This is a genomic window from Cupriavidus sp. C2SS-8b, from assembly GCF_057073745.1.
The window spans coordinates 2,065,984-2,090,359 of record NZ_CP172717.1; the positions used below are offsets into that span (position 1 = coordinate 2,065,984).

At 66.7% G+C, this 24,376-nt stretch carries 25 protein-coding genes and 3 tRNA genes; 13 read left to right on the forward strand and 15 right to left on the reverse strand.

What is annotated here, in order from left to right:
* Positions 1 to 79: 79 nt before the first annotated feature.
* The 4 genes from ACIGJB_RS26350 to ACIGJB_RS26365 all read right to left on the reverse strand — a co-directional run bounded on the left by ACIGJB_RS26350 (position 80) and on the right by ACIGJB_RS26365 (position 3,510).
* Positions 80 to 919: a class I SAM-dependent methyltransferase gene (locus ACIGJB_RS26350; RefSeq protein ID WP_483732915.1), complete on the reverse strand. Its 840-nt coding sequence runs from the start codon at positions 917 to 919 to the stop codon at positions 80 to 82.
* A 191-nt stretch (positions 920 to 1,110) separates the two neighbouring features.
* The gene (locus tag ACIGJB_RS26355; RefSeq protein WP_483732916.1) at positions 1,111 to 2,451 is read right to left on the reverse strand and encodes a PQQ-dependent sugar dehydrogenase; all 1,341 of its coding nucleotides are present in this window, start codon (positions 2,449 to 2,451) and stop codon (positions 1,111 to 1,113) included.
* A gap of 137 nt (positions 2,452 to 2,588) precedes the next feature.
* The gene (locus ACIGJB_RS26360; RefSeq protein WP_483732917.1) at positions 2,589 to 3,293 is read right to left on the reverse strand and encodes a glutathione S-transferase N-terminal domain-containing protein; all 705 of its coding nucleotides are present in this window, start codon (positions 3,291 to 3,293) and stop codon (positions 2,589 to 2,591) included.
* 91 nt (positions 3,294 to 3,384) lie between these two features.
* On the reverse strand, positions 3,385 to 3,510 hold the full coding sequence (locus ACIGJB_RS26365) for a hypothetical protein (protein WP_483732918.1): 126 nt from the start codon (positions 3,508 to 3,510) through the stop codon (positions 3,385 to 3,387).
* 14 nt (positions 3,511 to 3,524) lie between these two features.
* Between ACIGJB_RS26365 and ACIGJB_RS26370 the strand changes: the two genes are divergently transcribed.
* Complete coding sequence (locus ACIGJB_RS26370) at positions 3,525 to 3,629, forward strand: hypothetical protein (protein WP_483734668.1); 105 nt, start codon at positions 3,525 to 3,527, stop codon at positions 3,627 to 3,629.
* A gap of 121 nt (positions 3,630 to 3,750) precedes the next feature.
* Here the strand turns inward: ACIGJB_RS26370 and ACIGJB_RS26375 are convergent.
* From ACIGJB_RS26375 to ACIGJB_RS26385, 3 genes are all read right to left on the reverse strand, one after another.
* Positions 3,751 to 3,825: transfer RNA gene (locus ACIGJB_RS26375), tRNA-Thr, on the reverse strand.
* Between the two features lie 19 nt (positions 3,826 to 3,844).
* Positions 3,845 to 3,920: transfer RNA gene (locus tag ACIGJB_RS26380), tRNA-Gly, on the reverse strand.
* 6 nt (positions 3,921 to 3,926) lie between these two features.
* Positions 3,927 to 4,002 (reverse strand) — tRNA-Asn (locus ACIGJB_RS26385).
* A 135-nt stretch (positions 4,003 to 4,137) separates the two neighbouring features.
* Here ACIGJB_RS26385 and pip point away from each other — a divergent pair.
* Entirely contained in the window at positions 4,138 to 5,091 is a 954-nt protein-coding gene (gene pip, locus ACIGJB_RS26390) for a prolyl aminopeptidase (protein WP_483732919.1), read from the forward strand.
* A 48-nt stretch (positions 5,092 to 5,139) separates the two neighbouring features.
* Here the strand turns inward: pip and ACIGJB_RS26395 are convergent, their stop codons facing one another.
* The 3 genes from ACIGJB_RS26395 to ACIGJB_RS26405 all read right to left on the reverse strand — a co-directional run bounded on the left by ACIGJB_RS26395 (position 5,140) and on the right by ACIGJB_RS26405 (position 7,350).
* Positions 5,140 to 5,793, reverse strand: coding sequence for a glutathione S-transferase family protein (locus ACIGJB_RS26395; RefSeq protein ID WP_483732920.1), 654 nt, complete (start codon positions 5,791 to 5,793; stop codon positions 5,140 to 5,142).
* 72 nt (positions 5,794 to 5,865) lie between these two features.
* Positions 5,866 to 6,357, reverse strand: coding sequence for a flavodoxin family protein (locus ACIGJB_RS26400; protein WP_483732921.1), 492 nt, complete (start codon positions 6,355 to 6,357; stop codon positions 5,866 to 5,868).
* Between the two features lie 69 nt (positions 6,358 to 6,426).
* Complete coding sequence (locus ACIGJB_RS26405) at positions 6,427 to 7,350, reverse strand: LysR family transcriptional regulator (RefSeq protein ID WP_483734669.1); 924 nt, start codon at positions 7,348 to 7,350, stop codon at positions 6,427 to 6,429.
* Between the two features lie 118 nt (positions 7,351 to 7,468).
* On the opposite strand from ACIGJB_RS26405, the gene ACIGJB_RS26410 reads away from it, so the two are divergent.
* Together ACIGJB_RS26410 and ACIGJB_RS26415 are read left to right on the forward strand one after the other, a co-directional pair.
* Positions 7,469 to 8,212: an SDR family oxidoreductase gene (locus ACIGJB_RS26410; RefSeq protein WP_483732922.1), complete on the forward strand. Its 744-nt coding sequence runs from the start codon at positions 7,469 to 7,471 to the stop codon at positions 8,210 to 8,212.
* A 158-nt stretch (positions 8,213 to 8,370) separates the two neighbouring features.
* Positions 8,371 to 9,348, forward strand: coding sequence for an ABC transporter substrate-binding protein (locus tag ACIGJB_RS26415; protein ID WP_483732923.1), 978 nt, complete (start codon positions 8,371 to 8,373; stop codon positions 9,346 to 9,348).
* A gap of 2 nt (positions 9,349 to 9,350) precedes the next feature.
* Here the strand turns inward: ACIGJB_RS26415 and ACIGJB_RS26420 are convergent, their stop codons facing one another.
* A complete protein-coding gene (locus ACIGJB_RS26420) occupies positions 9,351 to 9,728 on the reverse strand; it encodes a mechanosensitive ion channel protein MscS (RefSeq protein ID WP_483732924.1) in 378 nt (125 codons plus the stop codon).
* A 487-nt stretch (positions 9,729 to 10,215) separates the two neighbouring features.
* On the opposite strand from ACIGJB_RS26420, the gene ACIGJB_RS26425 reads away from it, so the two are divergent.
* Positions 10,216 to 12,654: a DUF3772 domain-containing protein gene (locus tag ACIGJB_RS26425; RefSeq protein WP_483732925.1), complete on the forward strand. Its 2,439-nt coding sequence runs from the start codon at positions 10,216 to 10,218 to the stop codon at positions 12,652 to 12,654.
* Between the two features lie 14 nt (positions 12,655 to 12,668).
* Here ACIGJB_RS26425 and ACIGJB_RS26430 read toward each other — a convergent pair whose 3' ends face one another.
* Complete coding sequence (locus ACIGJB_RS26430; protein ID WP_483732926.1) at positions 12,669 to 13,046, reverse strand: c-type cytochrome; 378 nt, start codon at positions 13,044 to 13,046, stop codon at positions 12,669 to 12,671.
* Positions 13,047 to 13,242: 196 nt separating this feature from the next.
* Between ACIGJB_RS26430 and ACIGJB_RS26435 the strand changes: the two genes are divergently transcribed.
* Complete coding sequence (locus ACIGJB_RS26435; protein ID WP_483732927.1) at positions 13,243 to 13,434, forward strand: YjfB family protein; 192 nt, start codon at positions 13,243 to 13,245, stop codon at positions 13,432 to 13,434.
* A 106-nt stretch (positions 13,435 to 13,540) separates the two neighbouring features.
* On the opposite strand, the gene ACIGJB_RS26440 is transcribed toward ACIGJB_RS26435, so the two are convergent.
* Positions 13,541 to 14,380 carry a sensor histidine kinase gene (locus ACIGJB_RS26440; RefSeq protein WP_483732928.1) on the reverse strand — a complete coding sequence of 280 codons (840 nt, stop codon included), beginning with the start codon at positions 14,378 to 14,380 and terminating at the stop codon, positions 13,541 to 13,543.
* A 249-nt stretch (positions 14,381 to 14,629) separates the two neighbouring features.
* On the reverse strand, positions 14,630 to 17,221 hold the full coding sequence (acnB, locus tag ACIGJB_RS26445; RefSeq protein WP_483732929.1) for a bifunctional aconitate hydratase 2/2-methylisocitrate dehydratase: 2,592 nt from the start codon (positions 17,219 to 17,221) through the stop codon (positions 14,630 to 14,632).
* A 450-nt stretch (positions 17,222 to 17,671) separates the two neighbouring features.
* On the opposite strand from acnB, the gene fliL reads away from it, so the two are divergent.
* The 7 genes from fliL to fliR all read left to right on the forward strand — a co-directional run bounded on the left by fliL (position 17,672) and on the right by fliR (position 22,147).
* The gene (gene fliL / locus ACIGJB_RS26450) at positions 17,672 to 18,166 is read left to right on the forward strand and encodes a flagellar basal body-associated protein FliL (protein WP_483732930.1); all 495 of its coding nucleotides are present in this window, start codon (positions 17,672 to 17,674) and stop codon (positions 18,164 to 18,166) included.
* A gap of 155 nt (positions 18,167 to 18,321) precedes the next feature.
* A complete protein-coding gene (gene fliM, locus ACIGJB_RS26455) occupies positions 18,322 to 19,335 on the forward strand; it encodes a flagellar motor switch protein FliM (protein ID WP_483732931.1) in 1,014 nt (337 codons plus the stop codon).
* Positions 19,328 to 19,756 (forward strand): flagellar motor switch protein FliN, encoded by a 429-nt coding sequence (gene fliN / locus ACIGJB_RS26460; protein ID WP_483732932.1) that lies wholly within the window; start codon positions 19,328 to 19,330, stop codon positions 19,754 to 19,756. Before fliM ends, fliN begins: the two co-directional genes overlap by 8 nt.
* Positions 19,753 to 20,202 (forward strand): flagellar biosynthetic protein FliO, encoded by a 450-nt coding sequence (gene fliO / locus ACIGJB_RS26465; RefSeq protein ID WP_483732933.1) that lies wholly within the window; start codon positions 19,753 to 19,755, stop codon positions 20,200 to 20,202. Before fliN ends, fliO begins: the two co-directional genes overlap by 4 nt.
* Entirely contained in the window at positions 20,199 to 21,005 is an 807-nt protein-coding gene (gene fliP / locus ACIGJB_RS26470; RefSeq protein ID WP_483732934.1) for a flagellar type III secretion system pore protein FliP, read from the forward strand. Before fliO ends, fliP begins: the two co-directional genes overlap by 4 nt.
* Before the next feature lie 32 nt (positions 21,006 to 21,037).
* A complete protein-coding gene (fliQ, locus tag ACIGJB_RS26475) occupies positions 21,038 to 21,307 on the forward strand; it encodes a flagellar biosynthesis protein FliQ (protein WP_211947569.1) in 270 nt (89 codons plus the stop codon).
* Positions 21,308 to 21,361: 54 nt separating this feature from the next.
* A complete protein-coding gene (gene fliR / locus ACIGJB_RS26480; protein ID WP_483732935.1) occupies positions 21,362 to 22,147 on the forward strand; it encodes a flagellar biosynthetic protein FliR in 786 nt (261 codons plus the stop codon).
* Positions 22,148 to 22,161: 14 nt separating this feature from the next.
* Here fliR and ACIGJB_RS26485 read toward each other — a convergent pair whose 3' ends face one another.
* Positions 22,162 to 24,303, reverse strand: coding sequence for a 3-hydroxyacyl-CoA dehydrogenase NAD-binding domain-containing protein (locus ACIGJB_RS26485; protein ID WP_483732936.1), 2,142 nt, complete (start codon positions 24,301 to 24,303; stop codon positions 22,162 to 22,164).
* Positions 24,304 to 24,376: the final 73 nt, after the last annotated feature.

The following is a 24,376-nucleotide window of genomic DNA, read 5'->3' on the forward strand; positions in this document are numbered from 1 at the left end:
GAAAGAAGGAACGGCGCCAACAGGCGCCGTTTGCGGTGTTGGCCTGCGGCCAACAATCGGTATGGGATCGCGCTAAGGGCTACGCACGGGCCTGCACCGGCTTGACCGCCCAGGCCAGTACCGCCGGCATGGGCACGACAAAGTCATTGCCTTTCATGTAGGTGGCCACCGTGCCGCGCAGCACGGCGCGGATCTCGTCGCGCGCCTTGGGGCTTTGCGCGCGCAACGTGGCCGCGGCGCGCACCGTGCCTTGCGCCAGCGCGTCAAAGAGCTGGTCCGGCGTGGAGAAGCGCCACTGCTGCGGCACCTGGCGGCACGCCGCGCCCGTAAAGCCGGCGGCCTGCAAGGCACCGATGCATTGCGACGGATCGCTGAACTGGAAGAAGTTGGGACCGGCCGGCAGGCCCACGTCCATCGAACCATAGGCCCGGATCGCGGCGTACACCGCGCCGAAGCCGATGGCGCGCTCCGGCGTGTCCCACACCGTGAAGCCGATGCGCCCGCCGGGACGCAGCACGCGAAAGGCTTCGCGCAGGGCCTGGTCGGGATCGGTCAGGTGGCACATGCCGAAGCCGTTGACCACGGCGTCGAAGCTGCCGCTGTCGAACGGCAGGTCCTGGGCATCGGCCTGCTCGAAATGCAGGCCCGGATGGGTCTGGCGCGCCAGCTCCACCTGGGCGGCCGAGAAATCAATGCCGACCGTGTCGGCGCCGCGACGCGATGCCGCCGCAGCGACGTAGCCGGCGCCGCTGGCCACGTCCAGCACGCGCTGGCCGCCGGCGACGTGGGCACTGTCCAGCAAGGCATCGACCGATTGCGTGGTGACGACCGTGAGCTGCTCGTGGTAGCGGCTGACCACGCCGGGATCTTCCCAGCCGGCCAGCTCGAAATCACGGAAACTCTCCCCCGTGTGATCCATTGCACCCTCCCTTGGCGAAAAGTCGCTGCGGGGCGCTGGACTGCCGCCCGTTCTGGCGACGCGTGCCCTCCGGGCGCGTCATCGCCAGACAAGCGAAGTATAGTCACCACGGGCGCGCTGGCCAGTCAGGGCTTGCAAGCCATCCTGCGCGGATGGCCACAGCGGCGGCGATGGCGCTTCCGAAAGGCGCGTCAGCGCGCTCCACTCACGCGCCACACGGTGTTGCCGACATCGTCTGCAACCAGCAGGCCGCCGCGCTTGTCGATGGCGACACCGACCGGGCGGCCCTGCGCATCGCCGCTCGCGTCGAGGAAGCCGCTCAGCACGTCGAACGGCGCGCCATTGGGACGGCCGTTGTCGAACGGCACGAAGATCACCTTGTAGCCGGCGAGCGGCTTGCGGTTCCACGAGCCGTGCTGGCTCACGAACATGCCGTGCTGGAACCGCGCCGGCAGGCTGTTGCCGGTCGCCGCGGTCATGCCGAGCGACGCCGTGTGCGCGCCGACCGCGTAGTCCGGCACGATGGCCTTGGCGACCATGTCCGGCGCCGCGGGCTTGACGCGCGTATCGACATGCTGGCCGTAGTAGCTGTAGGGCCAGCCATAGAAGCCACCGTCGCGGACCGAGGTGATGTAGTCCGGCACCAGGTCGCTGCCGATCTCGTCGCGCTCATTGACCGAGGTCCAGAGCGCGCCGGTTGCCGGCTCCCACGCCATGCCACTGGGATTGCGCAGGCCGCTCGCGAACACGCGGTGCTGCCCGCTCGCGCGGTCGACTTCCCAGATGGCCGCGCGTCCCGCTTCCTTGTCGATGCCGTTCTCGCCCGCGTTGCTGTTCGAACCCACGGTCACATACAGCTTGCTGCCGTCCGGGCTGGCAATAATGTTCTTGGTCCAGTGGTGGTTGATCGGACCGTCGGGCAGGTCCACCAGCTTCTGCCCGGGCGCCGTGATGCTGGTCTGCCCCGGCTGGTACGGAAAGCGCAGCACGGCATCGGTATCGGCCACGTAGAAGTCGTTGCCCACCAGCACCATGCCGTAGGGCGAGTGCAGGTCCTTCAGGAACACCGTGCGCACGTCGGCCACGCCATCGCCGTCGGTGTCGCGCAGCAGCGTGATGCGGTTGGCGCTGGGCGTGCCCGCGCCCGCGCGTGCCTGCACCTTCTTCATGATCCAGCCGCGAATGCCCTTGTAGTCGTCGGGCTTGGGCGGTGCGTTGGTTTCGGCGACCAGCACGTCGCCGTTGGGCAGCACGTAGACCCAGCGCGGGTGGTCGAGCTTGCCGGCGAAGGCCACCACGGACAGGCCTTCGGCGGCCGTCGGCTTGGCGCCATCGGCCCAGCCTTTCGCTGGTGCGATATGAATGGTCGGAATGGCGGTCTTGTCCGGCGCCGGCAATTGCGGCGTGGGACCGAAGCCGGCTTCCGAAGGCAGCTTCGCCGATTCACCGCAGCCGGCCAGGCCCATGGCAAGCGCCAGCGCCGCAATGGCGCCCGCACGTGAATGCAAGACGGGGTGGCGTGGCTGCGGCATGGTGGCACCTCCGGACAAAGCAGGCCTTGCCTTGACTATAGGTGCGCACCGGGACCATCTCTGTCAGTGCGGGCGAAGCGCGCTGTAGGAGATTGCCCGACACGCGCGCGGCCGCAGCGCGTGCATCGGCTGCGCCATCAACCGCGATGCGGCGTATCGAGTCCCTTGATCACGGCCGGGCGGGCCACGAAGGCTTCGAGCGCGCGCGTTACGTGCGGAAAATCAGCGATGCCGACCAGGTCGCCGGCCTCGTAGAAGCCGAGCAGGTTGCGCACCCACGGAAAGGTGGCGATGTCGGCAATGGTGTAGTCCTGGCCCATGATCCACGGCCGGTCGGCCAGCCGCTCGTTCAGCACGTTGAGCAATCGGCGGCTTTCGGCCACGTAGCGGTCGCGCGGGCGCTTGTCCTCGTAATCCTTGCCGGCAAAGCGGTTGAAGAAGCCTACCTGGCCGAACATCGGGCCGATGCCTCCCATCTGGAACATCACCCACTGGATGGTCTCGTAACGGCCGGCGGCATCGGCGGGCATGAGCTTGCCGGACTTGTCGGCCAGGTACAGCAGGATGGCGCCCGATTCCCACAACGGCAACGGCTTGCCGCCCGGCCCGTCGGGATCGATGATGGCCGGGATCTTGTTGTTGGGATTGAGCGAAAGAAACTCCGGCGACAACTGGTCGTTGTGGTCGAAGCGCACCAGGTGCGGCTCGTAGGGCAGCCCGGTTTCCTCCAGCATGGTCGACACTTTCACGCCGTTCGGCGTGGGCAGCGAATAGAGCTGGATGCGGTCAGGATGCTGCGCTGGCCATTTGCGGGTAACAGGAAATGCGGACAGATCGGACACGGGGGCTCCTGGCGATGGGCGCGCCGCATGGCGGCCGCGCCTAAAGTCCGATGATAAACCGCCCCTGCCGCCCCTGCAGGCGGCGCGGCGATCAGAAGCCCGCCACCACCTGGAAATGCACGCGCTGGTGCCGGCCCAGTTCCGGTCGGTTGTTGAAGCCATAGCCATAGCCATAGGCCAGCCGCGGCCTGGATCGAGCCAGGCCCGGCACCAGCATGCAACGTTGCCCCGCTGACCGCGCGCAAGCATCGCGAGAACCTGATGCGAAAACTCGATGTGCACAACACCGCGGAACTGACGGCGTATGCGGTGCGGCATGGCGTGCTGGCAGGATAGCCGCAACGATCAGCGCGAAGCGTCAGAGGAAAACAGGGGGAAGGAAACAGGAATCCGGCAGAAGGCCGAAAAGAGTGCGAAGCGAGAAGGGAGTGCGAAGCGAGAAGGCGGAAAAACGGAGTGGTGCCCATGGGCAGGATCGAACTGCCGACCTCTCCCTTACCAAGGGAGTGCTCTACCACTGAGCCACATGGGCGACGTCCGGTGCTGGGCACTGGAGCGGGAGACGAGTCTCGAACTCGCGACCTCAACCTTGGCAAGGTTGCGCTCTACCAACTGAGCTACTCCCGCGTTGCTTGGCTCCCCGACCTGGGCTCGAACCAGGGACCTACGGATTAACAGTCCGGCGCTCTACCGACTGAGCTATCGGGGAACAACGCTTCCTCGTTGAGAGGAGGCCGGATTGTACAACGGCTGACAGGCAGGGTGTCAAGGGTTAATCGGGATTTTTTTAATCTCCTGATGCACTAAGGGCTACACTCTGCCACTACGCACACGGAGTCCAATCATGTCGAGCCTGCGCACGCTTTATCCTCCGATCGAACCCTATGCCACCGGCACGCTCGACGTCGGCGACGGCCATGTCATCTACTACGAGCGCGTCGGCACGCCGGGGGCCAAGCCCGCTGTGTTCCTGCACGGTGGTCCCGGGGGCGGCATCAGCGCCGACCATCGCCGGCTGTTCGACCCCGCCCGCTATGATGTCCTGCTGTTCGACCAGCGCGGATGCGGCCGCTCCACGCCGCACGCGGGACTCGAAGCGAATACCACATGGCATCTCGTCGACGATATCGAGCGCCTGCGCGAACTCGCGGGCGTCGGGCGCTGGCTCGTGTTCGGCGGGTCCTGGGGTTCCACGTTGGCGCTCGCCTACGCGCAGAGGCATCCGCAACATGTGAGCGAGCTGGTGCTGCGCGGCGTCTATACCGTGTCGCAGGCCGAGCTGGACTGGTACTACCAGTTTGGCGTGTCGGAGATGTTCCCCGAGAAATGGGCGCGCTTCCAGGCCCCGGTCCCCGCAGCGGAGCGCGGCAATATGATGGCGGCCTATCGCAGGCTGCTGACCGGCGACGATCAGGAAATGCAACTGGAAGCGGCACGCGCGTGGAGCGTCTGGGAAGGCGAGACCATCACGCTGCTGCCCGATGCCGGCAACAGCACCAAGCATGACGACGCGCATTTCGCGCTGGCCTTCGCGCGGCTCGAGAACCACTACTTCACGCACCGCGCGTGGCTGGACGATGGCCAGTTGCTGCGCGACGCGCACCGCCTGGCGGGCATCCCCGGCGTGATCGTGCATGGGCGCTACGACATGCCCTGCCCCGCGCGCTATGCCTTTGCCCTGCATCAGGCCTGGCCAGACGCCGACTTCCACCTGATCGAAGGCGCCGGGCATGCGTGGACCGAGCCCGGCATCCTGGACCAGTTGCTGCGCGCCACGGACCGCTTTGCGCAGCCGTGACGCGCGGCGCGGTCAAGCCAATTCCCGGCCTCTCAAACCGGAGACGCGTCAGTCCCGGTCGGGCGCGCCCGGCGGAAACAGCTTGCGGTAAGGCCGCGCTTCGTCCACTGCGCGGGCAAAGGCCGGGCGTGCCAGCAAGCGGCTGCGGTAGGCGCGCACATTGGCCAGCGCGGGGTCGATCGGATGCACCCAGTCGGCATAGAACAGTGATGGCGCCGCGGCGCAATCGGCCAGACTGAACGCGCCGGCCGCTGCCCATTCGCGTCCATCGAGTGCCTTGTCCAGCCACGTATAGGCGGAGTCGAGCAGCTTCTTCGCATCGGCCACCGTCACGGCACTGCGCTGCTCCGGCGCGCGGATGTAATCGAGCACGATGCGCTGCATCGGCGTCATGACGTAGTGGTCGAAGAAGCGGTCCATCATGCGGACGTCGAGCGCGGCGTCCGGGTCCTGCGGAATCCAGCGCACGGGGCCGCGATGATGGTTGTCGAGATATTCGATGATGATGCTCGACTCCATCACGCTGCGCCCGCCATCGACCAGCAAGGGCATGCGCCGCAGCGGCCAGAGCCTGGCGTGCTCGGCCAGGGCGTCGGCATGGTCCGGCGACAGCATGCGCCATTCGAACGGAATGTCGTTCTCGTACAGCGCGATCAGGACCTTCTGGCAGTACGAGGAAAACGGGTGCGCGTACAGCTGCATGGTTGCCTCCGGGGGTGAAAGTTGCGCCAGCTTACTCCATCGCAACGCGCGAACAGGCACGCGCTCCGGCGCTCAGAACACCCCGAGCGCAAGACCGGCCGCGAGGCCGGCGCCCATCTCGGCGCAGCGCTCCAGCGCGTCGGCGTCGATCGCCTTGGGCGCGAGGATGCGCTCGGGCGTCTGTGCATGCGTGCAGACGATCAAACCCGGCGCCACGCTTTTCAGGCGCCAGCCGGTCGCGATGCGGTCTAGCTGGCGCAAGGCATTCTGTCCGTCGCTGCCCGCGCAGATCATCGCCGCGTAAGGACGGCCGTTGATGCGGTCGAGCGCAGCGTAGTAGCAGCGGTCGAAGAAATCCTTCATCAGGCCGGACATCGCGGCCAGGTTCTCGGGCGTCGCGAACAGGTAGCCGTCGGCGGCCAGCACATCGTCCGGTCCTGCATCGGTGGCTCGCCGCAGGACGACCGTGACGCCCGCCTGCTGGCTCGCGGCATCCGCGGCGGCCCGGGCCATCTGTCCGGTGCCGCCGGTCATGGTGTGGTAGACGATCAGCAGGGTCTTCATTCGGGCACGCTCAGGCTTGCAACATTCCGGGGCGACTGTAGCACGCGCGTGCGCGCTGCCTGTCGTCGTTCAGCGCCCGTCGAAGCGCCTCGCCAGGCCCTTGGTGCGAAATGCGTCGACCACGAACTCGATGAACACGCGCGTGCGGGGCGGTAGCAGCGTGCGGCTCGGGTAGTAGAGCGAGATCGGCCCGTTGTCGGCATACCAGCCGGGCAGCAGCCGCATCAGCGCGCCGCTTTCCAGACGCGGCGCGGCGTGCGGCATGGGCAGCAGCGCAATGCCCAGCCCGTGCATTGCCGCGTGGGCCATGGCCTCCGGATCATCGAAGATCAGCCGCGCGCGGTGACCGGCCGGGGCCTGTTCGCCGAGCTGGTTGCGCAAGGTCCATGCGCGCAGCCGCCCGGTGGCGCCCGAGCGCCGCACGATGCCATCGAACCCGGCCAGGTCGGACGGATGCCGCGGCAGCGCGCGCCCCTTCATGTACGCCGGCGATGCCACCGCCACCACGTGGGTATTCGCCAGTTCACGCGCGACCACGCCCTCGGTCAGTTCGATGCCGCCGCCAATGGCGGCATCGAAGCCGTCGCGGATCAGGTCGGTCGGCCGGTTCTCGAAGTGCCAGTCCGGCACGATGGCGGGATACAGCGCCAGGAACTCGCCCAGCAACGGCACCAGGTACTCGCGCCCGAACGCTAGCGCCATGCTGACCTTGAGCACGCCCGCCGGCTTGCCGGCGTCCTCGGCCGCGCCGGCAAACGCATCGCGCAGCGCCGCGTAGGGGTCGGACACCTGCGTGAAGAACTGCTCGCCGCCCGTGGTCAGCGTCAGCCGCCGCGTGCTGCGGTGGAACAGGCGCAGCCCGAGGTGGCGCTCCAGCCGCGCCACATTCTTGCTGACCGCGGCCGGCGTGAGCCCGAGCCGGCGGGCCGCAGCCGAAAAACTGCCGGTCTCCGCACTCTGGACAAATGATTCAAGCAGGTTGAGGGCTTCCATGCCAACCAGCTTATACCAGCGGTTGAAAAACATGATCCCCATTCACGCCTACCGGTAAGGGAATGCGCTGCCCATACTTCGCTGCACCAACCCCTTCATCGTTTCAGGAGCGAACATCATGAGCACCCCACTTTCCGGCAAGGTTGCATTCGTTACCGGCGGCGCACGCGGCATTGGCGCTGCAGTCGTGCGCCGCCTGGCACGCGAAGGCGCGGCCGTGGCCTTCACCTACCAAAGCTCGGGCGCTGGCGCGCAAGCGCTGGCCGAATCGGTCCAGGCTGCCGGCGGACGCGCAAAGGCCTTTCACGCGGATGCAGCGGACGCGGCCTCGCTGGCGCGCGCGATCGACGATGCGGCAAGCCACTTCGGCAAGATCGATATCCTGGTCAACAACGCCGGCGTGCTGCTGCTGGGGCCGGTCGAAGGCTTCTCGCTGGAGGACTTCGACAAGACCCTCGCCGTGAACGTGCGCGCGGTGTTCGTGGCGGCCAGGGCAGCCCTGCCCCACATGGGCGAAGGCGGCCGGATCATCAATATCGGGAGTACCAATGCGGACCGGATGCCGTTCGCCGGTGGCAGCGCGTATGCCATGAGCAAGGCCGCGCTGAAGGGCCTGGTGCAAGGCATGGCGCGTGATCTTGGTCCCCGGGGCATCACCGTGAACAACGTGCAGCCCGGCCCGACCAATACCGACATGAACCCCGAGCACACCGACTTCGCCGGCGCGCTGCATGGCCTGATGGCATTGCAGCGTCACGCCGATCCGGACGAGATCGCGGGCATGGTGGCTTACGTTGCCAGCCCGGAAGCAGGCTTCGTCACGGGTGCGAGCCTGAATATCGACGGCGGCTTCAGCGCCTGAGGGCGCCGGTACGGGACAGCGCAACGGGCCTTGCGGCCGGGACACCGTCCGCATAAGGAAGCGCGCAGATATTCGTTAGCGCAAAGGCGCGATCGGGTTACGGTTGCATGCTGAACGGGCTGGCTCCAGCCCCATGATCCTCAAGGCACGCAAGACCGATGACTGCATCCCGACGACAATTCCTGCGCTACGGCGCGGCGGCTACGGCCGCCATCGCCACCGACACCCTGCGCATTGCGGCATTCCCGGGCGCCGGCTCGGCTCGCGCCCAGGGCCGCCCTTTGCTGAAGGCAGGCGACCAGAAAGGCGGCCTGCGCGCGCTGCTCGAATCCGCCGATGCGCTGCGCGGGCTGTCCTACGAGATCCAGTGGACCGAGTTCCCTGCCGCCGCGCCGCTGGCGGAAGCGCTCAATGCGGGCGCGGTCGACTGCGGCCCGATCGGCGATGCGCCGGCGATCTTCGCGCTGGCCGCCGGCACGCGCATCCGCCTGATCGGCGCCAACCGCTCCGACCCGTATGGCACGGCCATCCTGGTGCGCCCCGATTCCCCGCTCAAAAGCGCGGCGGACCTGAAGGGCAAGAGCATTGGCACCAACCGCGGCTCGATCGGCCATTTTGTCGCGCTCAAGGCGCTGGAATCCGCCGGGCTGCGGCCGGAAGACGCCAACATCCGCTTCCTGCCGCCAGCCGATGCCAAGCTGGCATTGACCAGCGGCTCCGTCGACGCGTGGTCCACCTGGGAACCCTATACCGCCATGGCGGAAACCAGCGGGCATGCGCGCGTGCTGGTGAGCGGGCGCGGGCTCTGGTCGGGCCTGAGCTACCTGGCTGCCACCGACACCGCGCTGGCGGCCCGGCGCGCCGTGCTGGCCGATTTCCTGCAGCGCGTGGTGCGCGCGCAGGCCTGGTCCTACCAGCATGTGCCCGAATTCTCGGCGACGCTTGCGCGCATCATCGGCATTTCGCCGGAGGCCGCGCGCCTGCAGTTCGAACGCCGGCACACGCGGTGGCAGAAGATCGACGACGCGCTGATTGCCGAGCAGCAGCGCACCGCCGATTTCTACCTGAAGGCCGGCCTGCTCAGGCAGCGGCTCGACGCGCGCACGACCTTCGATACGGGCTTCGCCGTCGCCTGAGGTCAGTAGCCGTAGCTCACCGGCGCCTCATAGTAGCCGCGGGCTTGCGGGGCGCACGGCACGTAGCCGCCGACGTCGCCGCGATAGCAATAGCCCGGGGGCACGGCCGGCGCGGCATAGCGGGCCGGCGGCGCATAAGCGACCGGTGCCGGCGCGTAGGCGACGGGTGCGGGTGCATAAGTGACTGGCGCGGCCACGACCGGCGCGGAGGCAACCGCCGCGCCGAATGCCAGGCCGACCAGCGCGCCAACGGCCAGCGCCACGCCGGCCTGCGAGCCGCCGCCGCCATGGCGATAACGGTCATGCGCCGACGCCGGTCCGGCGGCCAGCAAGGCCAGTGACACGGCGGCAGCGGAAGCGATACGGATTGCGGGGCGCATGGTTGACTCCTGTTTCGGGGTACTGATGTCGTGATGTCATCATGCACAAGAAACCCGCGCTCAGGTGTTTCGGCGGGGGCCTCCAGTTGTTAGCGTTGTAACGCGCGCTTCCCCTCGTAACGGACAATTACACGATTCCCGCTTCCGCACCGGCCATATGGGCCCGTGTGATCTGAACGCTTTCGTATAATCTCGGCTCGGCGTTCCGGATCTCCAGCCAGCCGGCCGCCCTGCTCCAGCCGGCTTGCCGCGCGCCAGACAGCCCGACGGCAACCATGCGGCGTCGCTCTGCTGCGCCGGTCAATTTCGTGGAAGCGGCTTGCCCATCATGTGGCATCGCTTCCTGTGTTCATCTTCCGCGCCCCCGGACCCTTCCGCATCCTCAGGCATTCGTTCCCCGCCATTTCGCCATCATTTCGGCGTGCAGGGATTTGCGCGAGCCTTCGCAGAGACTTCCGGGCGGCCACGTCCCAACGTGAATCCGCCAATGCGCAGACTATCCTGGCTCGCCCTGAGCCTTGTGCTGACAGCACTGTTCCACCTGATGCCGGCCGCCATGGCCGCCGAGCCGGCCTCCGCGCCCGAAGCGGACCAGCCGCCGGCCCTGACGCACGCCGAAGCCATGGCCGAACTCAAGCGGCTGCAGACCGCGCAGGACCGCATCAAGCAGTCTGCTTCGAGCGTCAACGGCAATACGCGGCTCGGCGATATGGACGAGTCGCTGCACCAGCTTGCCGCCGACGTCGACAAGCTCACGGCCACGCTGACACCGCAGCGCGCGCAGCTGCAGGCCCAGCTCGACGTGCTGGGGCCGCCGCCCGCGCCCGGCACCACGCCCGAGACGACCGCGGTGGCTAGGCAGCGCGCCGAGCTGAATGCGCGCAAGGTCCAGCTCGACAACGCGCTCAAGCAGGCGAACGAGGGCAAGGAGAATATCGAGAACCTGAACGCCCAGCTCGCCAAGCTGCAGCGCGGCCGCATGAAGGACCAGCTTGCGTTGCGCTCGGAAAGCATCCTGAACCCCGAGTTCTGGGCGCCGCTGCTCAAGCCGTCCGACGACGACAGCGCGCGCATGGCGGCGTTCCGCGACGAGGTCGTGCCGCTGCTGCAGACCGCCTGGGAGCCGGAGCACCGCGCGGCCACCGCCTTGCTGCTGGTGCTGGCGCTCGCCATCTGGACGCTGGGCCGGCGCCTGACCGAACGCGCCGCCGCGTGGTTCTGCCTGAACTGCCTGCCCGAAAGCCGGTTGCGGCGCAGCGCGCTGGCGCTGGCCACGGCACTCACCACCGTGGCCACGACGGCGCTGGCGGTGCAGTGCGTCTATATCGCTTTCACGCAACATTACGAGCCGCCGTCGGACCTGCAGGACCTGCTCAACGCGCTGGCCCGGCTGATGTTGACCAGCGCGCTCATCGCGGGGCTCGGCCGCGCGCTGCTGTGCACGCGCCACCCGTCGTGGCGGCTGCCGGCGCTGGCGGACCCGGTCGCGCTGGCGCTCAAGCCGTTCCCGCGCGCGCTGGCCGGGCTGTTGCTGGTGGCGGGCACGCTCGAGCTGCTGAACCATATCGCCGACACCAGCGTGCCGTTCACGCTGCTGGGCCGCGGGCTGGTGTCACTGGTGGTGGTGTTCACGATCGGCGCCGCGCTGCTGCGCGCCAACCGCGTGCGCAGCGGCCTGGCCGCCGCCGGCGAGCGCGCCGAGGCGCGCGCCACGCTGGCGGGCATGATCCACGCCGGCGTCACGCTCGCGGTCATTGTCGCGCTGGTCGCGCTGCTGGCGGGCTACGTCAGCTTTGCCCGCTTCGTGACCTACGAGCTGGTGTGGTTCGATATCGTGCTGTGCACGCTGTACCTGCTCACGCAGCTCACGCGCGATACCTTCGAAAGCCTGCTCTCGCCGCAGCACGCCAGCGGACGCGTGATCCGGCAATTGTTCGGCGTGGACGACAGCCGCCTGGAACAGACCTCGACGCTGCTGTCGGGCCTGGGCACGAGCGTGCTGACGATCATTGCCGTCATCGCGCTGCTGACCGGCGGCTTCGGCACCACGCCGGCCGAGTTGCTCGACAGCCTGCTAACCGTGCTCGGCGGCGACAAGCTGCGCAGCTACAACATCATGCCCGAGCGCATCGTCAATGCGGTGATCGCGCTGTCGGTCGGCATCTGGCTGCTGCGCTCGGTGCGGCGCTGGCTCGATGCGGAACTGCTGCCGCGCATGGTCATGGAGCCGGGCCTGCGCGCGTCGCTGGTCACGCTGTTCAGCAACGTCGGCTACGTGCTCATCGTGCTGCTGACGCTGTCGCTGCTCGGCGTGAAGTGGGAAAACCTGGCGTGGATCGTCAGCGCGCTGTCGGTTGGGATCGGCTTCGGCCTGCAGGAGATCGTCAAGAACTTTGTATCGGGCCTGATCCTGCTGACCGAGCGCCCGGTGAAGGTCGGCGACATGGTCAGCATCGCCGGCGTGGAAGGCGACATCCGCCGCATCAACGTGCGCGCCACCGAGATCCAGCTTGGCGACCGCTCCACCGTGATCGTGCCCAATTCGCAGCTGATCTCGCAGAACGTGCGCAACGTGACCATGAGCCACAGCACGCAGGGCGTGGCCACGCTGCAGCTGACCTTCCCGCTGAACATCGACCCGGAAGCGGTGCGCGATTTGCTGCTGGATGCCTACCTGGACAACGAAACCATCCTGGACCACCCCGTGCCATCGGTCACGTTCAGCCAGCTTGCGCCCAACGGCATTACGCTGAGCGTGACCGGCTACGTGTCGAACCCGCGTATTGCGGGCGGCACCAAGAGCGACCTGCTGTTCGAGATCCTCAAGCGGCTGCGCGCCGCGGGCATTCCGCTGACCATGCCGCAGACGCTGCGCGTGGAGAACCTGCCGGGGATGACGGCGGAGGCGCTGTTGTCGACGCCGTAGCGCCACGCGGATGGCTAGCGATAGGTCTGCAGGTAGGCCAGCAGATCGTCGATCTGCTGGTCATTGCCCATGCCCCAGAAGCGCATGCGCGTGCCCGGCACGACCTTGCCTGGAGACTTGACGAAGGCGCGCAGGGTATCGGCCGTCCACACCACGCCGGATGCAGTCATGGCCGGAGAATAGCGATAGTCCGCGGTACTGCCGGCGCGCCGGCCGACGACGCCATTGAGTTGCGGGCCGAAGCCGCCGCGTGCGGAGGGGCCTACGCTGTGGCAGGACGCGCAGCGGGTGGAGAACACTTCCTTGCCGGCCTGGACGTCAACGGCGAAGACGGGATGGGAAAGGACAACAAAGGTCAGCGCCAGGACAAGGCGCGGTACGGCGTGATGCATGGGTCATGCTTGGAAAACACCCTCGCGGGCAGCCCGGCATGATAGCGCAGCGCGAGCCACCGGACTCGGCGGCGCCGTGAGCCAGGACGCGAATCGGCGCACGGCATGTGCGGCCCTCAAGTCATGCCCGGTTCCGGACGACAACCATGAGGCGGGATTCCCGCATCCGTTCAATCCTTTTCAGGAACCGACCAACATGAGTATCTCCCTCGTCAGCGCGCTCGGCGCGGCGGATCCGGGCACAGATCCGGTGTCGCTGCTGATGCTGCGCAAATCGCTGGATCTGCAGGCCCAGAGCGTGACCGGCCTGCTGCAGGCTGCCACCGGTGCGGCCCCGGTGGCCAGCAACCCGCCCCACCTTGGCCAGAATATCGACGTGACGGCCTGAGCAGGGCCCGCTGCGGCCTTGCGCGTGCAATGCCGCCAGCATGCAGACGCCTCGCTTCGTGCGGGGCGTTTTGCCGATGTGGCAAGTGCATGCGTTCGGCTTTCGCTCAGCGCGCCTCCACCGCTGCCCGCATCGCGCGATGCATCGCCGCACGCAGTGCATCGGCCTGGATCGGCTTGTGCAGCACCGGGAAGCCGCTGTCGTGCAGCCTGCGCAGGCGGTCTGGCGCGGTGTCGCCGGTGACGATCAGCGCGGGAACGTCATGGCCAAGGAAGTCGCGCAACAGGCCGACCGCCTCGATGCCGGTGATGCCGTCGGCCAGGCGGTAATCCGCCAGGATGAGCTGCACCGGCAAATGGCCGCCGGTGTGCTGCAAGGCCGCACGGACAGCCTCGACGGTGCGGCCGCCATGGACGGTGTGCCCCCACAGCTGCAGCAGCTCGGTGAGCGCGTTCAGCACCTGGGGGTCGTCATCGACGAGCATCACGGAAAGCGCGCCGGACAGGTCTGGCTCCGGTGATACCCGTTGCGCAGCGTGCTGCGGAGGCACCACGGCATGCGGTACCCGTACAGAAAAGGTACTGCCCCGCCCCGGCACCGACTGCAGGCGTAACGGGTGCCCCAGCAATCCGGCCAGCCGCCGCACGATCGCCAGGCCCAGGCCTAGTCCTTTGGCGCCCGACGGCTGGTTTGCGGGGGCCGCGTCGCCGGCGACCTGCACGTATTCGTCGAACACGCGCTGCTGCAGGGCCGCATCGATGCCGGGACCGGTATCGATGACCTGGATTTCCATGCCGTCCTGGCGGCGCCGCGCCCCCAGCAAGATGCACGCCCCGGGGGCGTGGCGCAGCGCGTTGGCCAGCTGATTGTCGAGGATGCGCTTGAGCAGGTCGGGATCGGAGTCGATCCACGCGCGTGCCGGCACCGACGGAGTGGCGTGGGTCATGGGGCGTGGCAAGGCGGGAAAGCAGGGACTGGCGTCGCCGGCCGTTCACCGCGATCCACCTCGGCACCGCCAGCGTGGCGTGTTATATCACTTTCGGCTTTGCCGGTCATGACGTGCTGTCTGGCGGCGACCGCTCGATACGGACCACCATGGAAAAAGCCCCGACTCTGCACGCAGAGGCGGGGCTTGTCGGTGGCCGGGACACCGCATCGATTCATCCCGATGCGCGGTCACCGGCGCGGCCGAACCTTACAGGCTCACGCCATCGGCCACTTCCTTGAAGTCCTCGATCTGGTCGAAGTTCATGTACTTGTAGATCTTGTCGCCATTCTGGTTGATGACGCCAATATCGGCCATGTACTCTTCCTTCGACGGGATCTTGCCCAGACGCGAGCAGATCGCGGCCAACTCTGCCGAGCCCAGGTACACGTTGGTGTTCTTGCCCAGGCGGTTCGGGAAGTTGCGGGTCGAGGTCGACATCACCGTCGCGCCTTCGCGCACCTGTGCCTGGTTACCCATGCACAGCGAGCAGCCCGGCATTTCGGTACGCGCGCCAGCCGTGCCGAACACGCCGTAGTGGCCTTCCTCGGTCAGCTGCTTCTGGTCCATCTTGGTCGGCGGGGCCACCCACAGCTTGACCGGGATGTCGCGCTTGCCTTCCAGCAGCTTGGACGCTGCACGGAAGTGGCCAATGTTGGTCATGCACGAACCGATGAACACTTCGTCGATCTTGGCGCCGGCAACTTCCGACAGCGTCTTCACGTCGTCCGGGTCGTTCGGGCAGGCCACGATCGGCTCGTGCACGTCGGCCAGGTCGATCTCGATCACGGCGGCGTATTCCGCGTCGGCATCCGGAGCCAGCAGTTCCGGCTTGGCCAGCCAGCCCTGCATGGCTTCGATGCGGCGCTGCAGGCTGCGCGGATCCTGGTAGCCCTGGGCGATCATCCACTTCAGCAGCGTGATGTTGCTGTTGATGTATTCGATGATCGGCTCCTTGTTCAGGCGCACCGTGCAACCGGCGGCCGAACGCTCGGCGGAGGCATCCGACAGTTCGAACGCTTGCTCGACCTTCAGGTCGGGCAGGCCTTCGATTTCCAGCACGCGGCCCGAGAAGATGTTCTGCTTGCCTTGCTTGGCCACGGTCAGCAGGCCTTGCTTGATGGCGTACAGCGGAATCGCGTTGACCAGGTCACGCAGGGTCACGCCAGGCTGCATCTTGCCCTTGAAGCGGACCAGCACCGATTCCGGCATGTCCAGCGGCATCACGCCGGTGGCGGCGGCAAAGGCGACCAGGCCCGAACCGGCCGGGAAGCTGATGCCGATGGGGAAGCGGGTGTGCGAGTCGCCGCCAGTGCCGACGGTGTCGGGCAGCAGCATGCGGTTCAGCCACGAGTGGATCACGCCATCGCCCGGGCGCAGCGAGATGCCGCCGCGGGTGCTGATGAATTCCGGCAGCGTGTGGTGGGTCTTGACGTCGACCGGCTTCGGATAGGCGGCGGTGTGGCAGAACGACTGCATCACCAGGTCGGCCGAGAAGCCCAGGCAAGCCAGGTCCTTCAGCTCGTCGCGCGTCATCGGGCCGGTGGTGTCCTGCGAGCCCACCGAAGTCATCTTCGGCTCGCAGTACGTGCCCGGGCGAATGCCCTTGCCTTCCGGCAGGCCGCACGCGCGGCCGACCATCTTCTGCGCCAGCGTGAAGCCCTTGCCGGTGTCGGCCGGGTTCTGCGGCAGGCGGAACAGCGTCGACGGGGCCAGGCCCAGCGCTTCACGCGCCTTGGCGGTCAGGCCACGACCAACGATCAGCGGAATGCGGCCGCCGGCGCGCACTTCGTCGAACAGCACATCGGACTTGACCTTGAACTCGGCGATCACTTCGCCGTTCTTCAGTGCCTTGCCTTCGTAGGGGCGCAGTTCGACCACGTCGCCCATTTCCATCTTCGACACGTCCAGCTCGATCGGCAGCGCGCCGGCGTCTTCCATGGTGTTGTAGAAGATCGGGGCAATCTTGCTGCCCAGGCACACGCCACCGAAGCGCTTGTTCGGGATGAAGGGGATGTCTTCACCGGTGAACCACAGCACCGAGTTGGTGGCCGACTTGCGCGAAGAACCGGTACCAACCACGTCGCCCACGTAGGCGACCAGGTGGCCCTTCTCTGCCAGCGACTGGATGAACTTGACCGGGCCGCGCTTGCCGTCTTCTTCCGGCTGGAACGCCGCGCCTTCGCGCTTGTTCTTCAGCATGGCCAGCGCGTGCAGCGGGATGTCCGGACGCGTGGTGGCATCCGGAGCCGGCGACAGGTCGTCGGTATTGGTTTCGCCCGGCACCTTGAACACGGTGATGGTCAGGCTTTGCGGGACTTCCGGGCGGCTCGTGAACCACTCGGCGTCGGCCCAGCTTTGCAGCACGGCCTTGGCGTTGGCGTTGCCCTTGTCCGCCTTTTCCTTCACGTCATGGAAGGCGTCGAACATCAGCAGGGTCTTCTTCAGCGCATCGGCGGCGACGGTGCCGACTTCGGCGTCGTCCAGCAGCGCGATCAGCGGCGAGATGTTGTAGCCGCCCAGCATCGTGCCCAGCAGCTCGGTCGCCTTGGCGCGGCTGATCAGGGCGCACTGTTCCTTGCCCAGCGCGACGGCGGCCAGGTACGAGGCCTTGACCTTGGCGGCGTCATCCACGCCGGCCGGCACGCGGTTCGTAATCAGGTCAACCAGGGTCTGCTCTTCACCGGCGGGCGGGTTCTTCAGCAGTTCGATCAGCTCGGCCGTCTGCTTGGCGGTCAGGGGCAGCGGGGGGATGCCGAGCGCAGCGCGTTCGGCGACATGGGCGCGATAGTTTTCAAGCATGGGAACCTGCTGAGTAATTGGTTGTAGAAATTCTGTGACGTCGCGATTGTAGTCTGAAGCATCGGCTCGGTCAAATGTCTTATATCTTATATAAGAGTGAAAATACAAAAATCCTTCTACAACAATGAGTTACGAATGAATGATCTGCACAGGCCTGCATGAGCGACTACCCGACTAGTGTAGTAGGGATTGACGATCGCGCCAGTGCGGCGACGCTGGCGGCCGGGCCCGGCGACAAGTGCCAAGGCTGCCTGCCTGCGGCGGCAACTCAAGTTCGGCAACCAATACGCGTTAACCAAGCAGCAGGCGCGCTTCGCACGCCCGCTGGCGCAGCCATGCCTGCTCCCTTTCCGCTCAAACGGCCAAGCTGAAAGGGATTCCCCCTTTTTTTCGGCCCTTTGCTGGCCTGCGATTCCGCAAGAATGGCAGGCATTCCGATACAGGCTTCTCATGGCGAACACGGCTTCTCCTTCCCAGATTGGCGGCAACGCAAGCAAGCGCGGCCGCATGCTGCTGATTGGCGGCGGCGTGCTGGTCCTGGTTCTGGGCGCCGGAGGCTTCGTGCTGGGCAGCATCCTGGGCAACCGGCAACCGGCGGCAGCCGCCGCGCCGGCCGCGCCCGTGATTCCGCCGCCCATCTTCGTGCCGCTGGACGCCTTCACCGTCAACCTCAAGGGCGAAGACGGCGACCGCTTCCTGCATACCGGCCTGTCGCTGAAGGTGGCCGATGCCGACACGCAGGCGCGCATGACGCAGTACCTGCCCGAAGCCCGCAGCCGCATCCTGCTGCTGCTGTCCGCACGGCAGCCGGCAGAGCTCTCGACCGTGGAAGGCAAGCGCAAGCTGGCCGACGACATCCGCAATGCGATCAGCCAGCCGTTCGCGGCCGGACTGCCGCCGCAGCGCGTGCTGGACGTGTTGTTCACCTCGTTCGTGGTGCAGTAAGCGCTTGCCCTGCCCCCACCGCCAACCCGATATGAGACTGCCATCCGGATTCCAGCACAGCCACGCACGCGCCCGCCTGCAAGCAGGCCGCCATGCAGGCTGAGGCAGACATGGACCGTTCGATTTACACCGCAGCATAAGGGGCAGGAAACCAGATGGCCTATGACAAGTTCCTCTCGCAGGACGAGGTAGACGAGCTGCTCAAGGGCGTTTCCGGCGAAGCCGACACGCCCAAGGCCAGCGAGCCCGTCGTCGCCGACGAAGGCGGGGTTCGGCCGTACAACCTGGCCACGCAGGAACGCGTCATCCGCGGACGCCTGCACACGCTCGAAATCATCAACGAGCGCTTTGCGCGCTCGCTGCGCACGGCGCTGTTCAACTTCATCCGCCGCGGCGCGGACATTACCGTGGGCAGCGTGCGCATCGAGAAGTTCGGCGATTTCGCGCGCAACCTGCCGATGCCGACCAACCTGAACCTGGTCCACATGAAGCCGCTGCGCGGCACGGCCCTGTTCGTGTACGACCCCAACCTGGTATTCCTGGTGGTCGACAACCTGTTCGGCGGCGACGGCCGCTTCCACACCCGCGTGGAAGGCCGGGACTTCACCCAGACCGAACAACGCATCATCCAGCGCATGCTGGAGATGACGCTGAGCAGCTACGGCAATGCCTGGCGCACCGTGTATCCGATCGAGACCGAATATGTCCGCTCGGAAATGCACACCAAGTTTGCGAACGTCGCCACGGCCAACGAGGCCGTGATCACCACCGCCTTCCACATCGAACTCGGTGCCGTGGGCGGGCAGCTGCACGTCTGCCTGCCTTACGCCATGATCGAGCCGCTCAAGGACCTGCTGATGAATCCGCTGCAGGACGAGAAGGAGGTCGACAAGAGCTGGCTTGCGCAGTTGTCAACGCAACTGCGCGCCGCCGATGTGGAAGTCGTGGCCGAGTTCACCCACGTGCAGAGCACCGTGGCAGATGTCCTGGCGCTGCGCGCCGGCGACGTGCTGCCGATCGACCTGCCGGAGCACGTGTTCGGCAAGGTGAACGGCGTGCCCGTCATGCAATGCGGCTTCGGCACGATGAATGGCCAGTACGCGCTGCGGGTAGAGCGAATGATCAATCACCAAGACAGCGATTCCAACAAGGAAACCGATCATGACTGACGGCATCGAGGACAAGCCGGTCGATCCGATGGACGACTGGGCCAGCGCCCTGGCTGAACAGACCAGTGCCACTGCGGCCGAAGCCCCGGTAGCGGCTGCCACCCCGGCCGCCGCCACCGTCTTCCAGCCGCTGGCCAAGGAAGCGCCAAGCGGCTTCCACAACGATATCGAGATGATCCTCGATATCCCGGTGCAGCTCACGGTGGAGCTTGGCCGCACCAAGGTGCCCATCAAGAACCTGCTGCAGCTTGCACAGGGATCGGTGGTCGAACTGGACGGGCTGGCTGGCGAGCCGATGGACGTGCTGGTCAACGGCTACCTGATCGCGCAGGGCGAGGTGGTGGTGGTGAACGACAAGTTCGGCATCCGCCTGACGGACATCATCACGCCGTCCGAACGCATCCGCAAGCTCAACAAATGAACGCCGTCGCCCGCCTGCGGCGTGCCGTCCTGCCGCTTGCGGCGATCGGCGTGCCTGGCCTGGCAAGCGCCGCCGAAGGCGGTGCCCCCGCCATCAGCGGCGCCGGCAGCCTCGCGCAGGCCGGGCTCGGCCTGTTCGGCGTCATCGCGCTGATCCTCGGGCTGGCCTGGGCGGCGCGCCGCGCGGGCCTGGTTCGCCACGGACCGCAGGGCATGATGAAGGTGATCGGCAGCACCATGCTCGGCGCACGCCAGCGGCTGGTGCTGGTCGAGGTCGGCGACACGTGGCTCGTGCTCGGCGTGAGCGCGGGCGAGATCCGCACGTTGCACAGCATGCCGGCAGGACAGGCTACACCATCGGCCCCCTCCGGGCCCGGCGGCCAGATTTCCGGCGGCAGCTTTGCCGAAAAGCTGCTGCGGTCGATGCAGGAAAACTTCAAGCCATGAACACCCAGCGCGCCGCCACGTCGCGGCGCAATTCGTATTCTCAGCATTTTCACGCACTGGCCACGGGCGGCGCGCTGCTGCTTGCCGCGCTGGCGCTCGCCGCCATACCGGCCCCCGTGCTCGCCCAGGCGCTGCCCGGCGTGACCAGCAAGCCCGGTCCCGGCGGCGGCCAGATCTGGTCGCTGTCGATCCAGACCCTGGTCCTGCTGACTTCGCTGAGCTTCCTGCCGGCGGCCATGCTGATGATGACGGGCTTCACGCGCATCATCATCGTGCTGGGGCTGCTGCGCAACGCGCTCGGCACCGCCTCGTCGCCGCCCAACCAGGTGCTGGTGGGCCTGTCGCTGTTCCTGACCTTCTTCGTGATGGGCCCGGTGCTGGACCGCGTCTACAACGACGCCTACAAGCCGCTGTCCGAGAACAAGATCAGCCTGGAAACCGCGATCGCCAAGGCAGCCGAACCGCTCAAAGGCTTCATGCTCAAGCAAACCCGCGAGAAGGACCTGGCCATGTTCGCGCAGATGGCCAAGGCGCCGGAAATGCAGGGTCCCGAAGAGGTGCCCATGAGCATCCTGGTGCCGGCGTTCGTCACCAGCGAACTCAAGACCGCGTTCCAGATCGGTTTCACCATCTTCATCCCGTTCCTGATCATCGACCTGGTGGTTGCCAGCGTGCTGATGGCAATGGGCATGATGATGGTGCCGCCGGCCACCATCTCGCTGCCATTCAAGCTGATGCTGTTCGTGCTGGTGGACGGCTGGCAACTGCTGCTGGGCTCGCTGGCACAGAGCTTCATGAACTGACCCCGCACTGACTGACCGACTGACCCCTGGCCATGACTCCGGAAACCGTAATGACCATCGCGACCCACGCGATGAAGATGACGCTGATGCTGGCGGCTCCGCCGCTGTTGGTGGCCCTTGCCGCCGGGCTGGTGGTGAGCCTGTTCCAGGCCGCCACGCAGATCAACGAAATGACCCTGACCTTCATCCCGAAGCTGGTGGCGCTGTTCGCCACGCTGGTCCTGGCCGGCCCGTGGATGATCAACACCATGGTCGACTACATGCGCGAAGTTCTCCAGGGCATTCCTGCCCTGGCGCACTGACCCCGCAGCCGCCCTCGCCCTTCTGTCCATCCCTGCCGCCACCAGCGTCCTGCCGTGATCGAAGTTACCAACGCGCAGCTCTATGGCTGGATCGCGGCCTTCCTTTGGCCGCTGTTCCGGCTGCTCGCGCTGATCGGCACGGCGCCGCTGTTCGGGGAGTCCACCATTCCCGGCCGCGTCAAGATCGGGCTGGCCGCCCTCATCGCGATGGCGGTCTCGCCGACGCTGCCCAATCTGCCGGTCGTGCCGGTCTATTCGTGGGAAGGCCTGATCATCATCCTCAACGAGGTCGGCATCGGGCTGGCCACGGGCTTCACCATGCGGCTGGTGTTTGCCGTGGTGCAGGTGGCCGGTGAAATCATCGGGCTGCAGATGGGCCTGGGCTTCGCGTCGTTCTTCGATCGCGCCGCGGGCGGGCAGACCATGGTGCTGTCGCGCTTCCTGAACATCATCGCCATGCTGCTGTTCCTGGCGCTGGACGGGCACCTGCTGATGCTGGGAACGCTGGTCGACAGCTTCCAGGGATTGCCCATCGGCGCCACGCCGCTGGCAGCCGAAGGCTGGCACGCCGTGGCGCGCGCCGGCGGCATGGTGTTTTCCTCCGGCCTGCTGCTGGCGCTACCGATGATTGCCGCGCTGCTGACCCTGAACCTGGCCATGGGCATTCTCAACCGCGCCTCGCCGCAGTTGTCGATCTTCGCGGTGGGCTTTCCGGTCACGCTTTCCGGCGGCCTGCTGGTGCTGTCGCTGGTGATGCCGCAGATGGGCAGCTACATGCAGCACATGATCGAGTCCGGGCTGGCGGCGATCAGCACGGTGCTGTCGCAGTTCGCACGCTAGCGCGATCCATCCGTTCAGCGCCTGCTGTCGAATGCCCTGGCGCCGCTGGCCACGAGGCGCTCGAGGAGCGGAGCCGGTTGCCAATGCGCCCCGTGCTCGTCTCGCAAGACAAGGATTCGCGCCAGGACCTTCTCCAGGCCCAGCGTCTCGGCGTAGAACATCGGACCACCGCGCCACGCCGGGAACCCATAGCCATGCACGTACACGACGTCGATATCCGACGCCCGCCGCGCGATGCCTTCCTCGAGAATATGGGCGCCCTCATTGATCAGGGCGAGCATGCAGCGCTCGACGATTTCTTCGTCGGAAACCGCGCGCCTGACGATGCCCGCCTCGCGGGCACAGTCTGCGATGAGCGCGTCGATAAGCGGATCCGGAATCGGCGTCCGGCTGCCCGGCTCGTAGCGATAGTAGCCGCCATGGGTCTTCTGCCCGAAGCGGCCCAACTCGCAGATGCGGTCCGCCACCCGGGAATAGCGCAGATGCGCGGGACGGGTCGGCGCCAGCCGCTTCCGCGTTGCCCAGTTGATATCCATGCCGGCAAGGTCGGCCATGGTCATCGGGCCCATCGCCATGCCGAAATTCGTCAGCGCGCGGTCGACTTGCTGCGGTGACGCGCCTTCTTCCAGCAGGAATCCGGCCTCGCGCCAGTACGGGGTCAGCATCCGGTTGCCGACGAACCCTTCGCATACGCCAACCAGGACCGGAATCTTGTGGATGCGCTGGGCCATGGCCAGGCAGGTGGCGATGACGTCCGCACTGGTTGCCCTGCCGCGCACCACCTCCAGGAGTTTCATCACATTCGCCGGGCTGAAGAAGTGCAGGCCAATCACGTCACCCGGACGCTGCGTGGATGCCGCAATGGCATCCACGTCCAGCCTTGAGGTGTTCGTGGCGAGGATCGCCGACGGCTTGCAGACCTGGTCCAGGCGCTGGAAGATCTCCTTCTTCACCGCCATGTCCTCGAAAACCGCTTCCACGACCAGGTCCGCCTCGGCAACGGCATCGAATGCCAGCGTCGTGGTGATGCGCGCCATGCGCGCGTCGATCTGTGCCGAAGTCAGCTTGCCTTTCGACGCCGTGACGTCGTAGTTGTGTCGGATCAGGGCCATGCCCCGGTCGATGGCAGCCTGCTCGCGCTCGATCAGGGTGACCGGGATGCCGGCATTGACCAGGGACATCGTGATGCCCACCCCCATCGTTCCTGCGCCGAGTACGGCAACCCGATCGAGCGGGCGCAGCGCGGCGCCGTTTCCTTCGGCAAACTTCGGCGCCTCCCTTTCCGCAAAGAAAAGATGGCGCAGGGACTTCGAATCCGATCCCGCGACCAGTTCCTCGAATCGTGCGCGTTCGAACGCAAGCCCGTCGTTGAACGGCAACTGCGTGGCGGCCTTCACACACAGAATGGCCGCCTTCTGCGCCGTTGCATTACGCGCCTTCCGGCTGACCGCTGCAAGCCTGGCGTCAAGATCGACGGTGGATCCATTGACATCACGCGCGGCAAGGTCAGGATGCGCATTCGACCCTTCCACAGCGCTGCGACAGAAATCAATCGCCAGCGCTACGACCTCGCGGGCGTCTTGCACCGGCCCGCTTCCTTCAGTGGCCGCGTCGGCCAGCCCGATCTCCACCGCCACCTTGCCGTTGACCGAAGCGCCACCCTGGATCATGTCCAGTGCCCGCTCCGCGCCAACAAGTCTCGGCAGCCGCTGCGTGCCTCCGCCGCCGGGAACCAGGCCGATATTGACCTCCGGCAGCCCGAGACGCGCGTCGTGAGCCACCACGCGATAGTGGCAGCCCAACGCCAGTTCCAGTCCGCCACCCAGCGCTACACCGTGAATGGCGGCCACCACGGGCTTTCGCGAGGTCTCGATGAGCTGCTGGATATCCCTGGACAGGGGCCATGCCGTCGCCGCCGGGGTGTTGAATTGCCGGATATCCGCACCGCCACAGAAGCGCTTGCCGGATCCTGCCACCACCACGCCGGCAATGCGGTCGTCCTCCAGGGCCCTGGTCAGCCCGGCATGGATGCCGGCCCGGGCGGTATCGCCAAGGCCGTTGACCGGCGGGTTGTCGAGCCACAGCACGGCCATGTCGGCATGCGTTTCATAACTTACGGTGGGGGACAGACGGACGGATGCAGAAGCTGGTGACATCTCAATACTCGGAAATGGTGCGCCGCCGACCGGCGCAGGAACGCCGGCCGCGAGGCAAATGCAATAGTGGAGT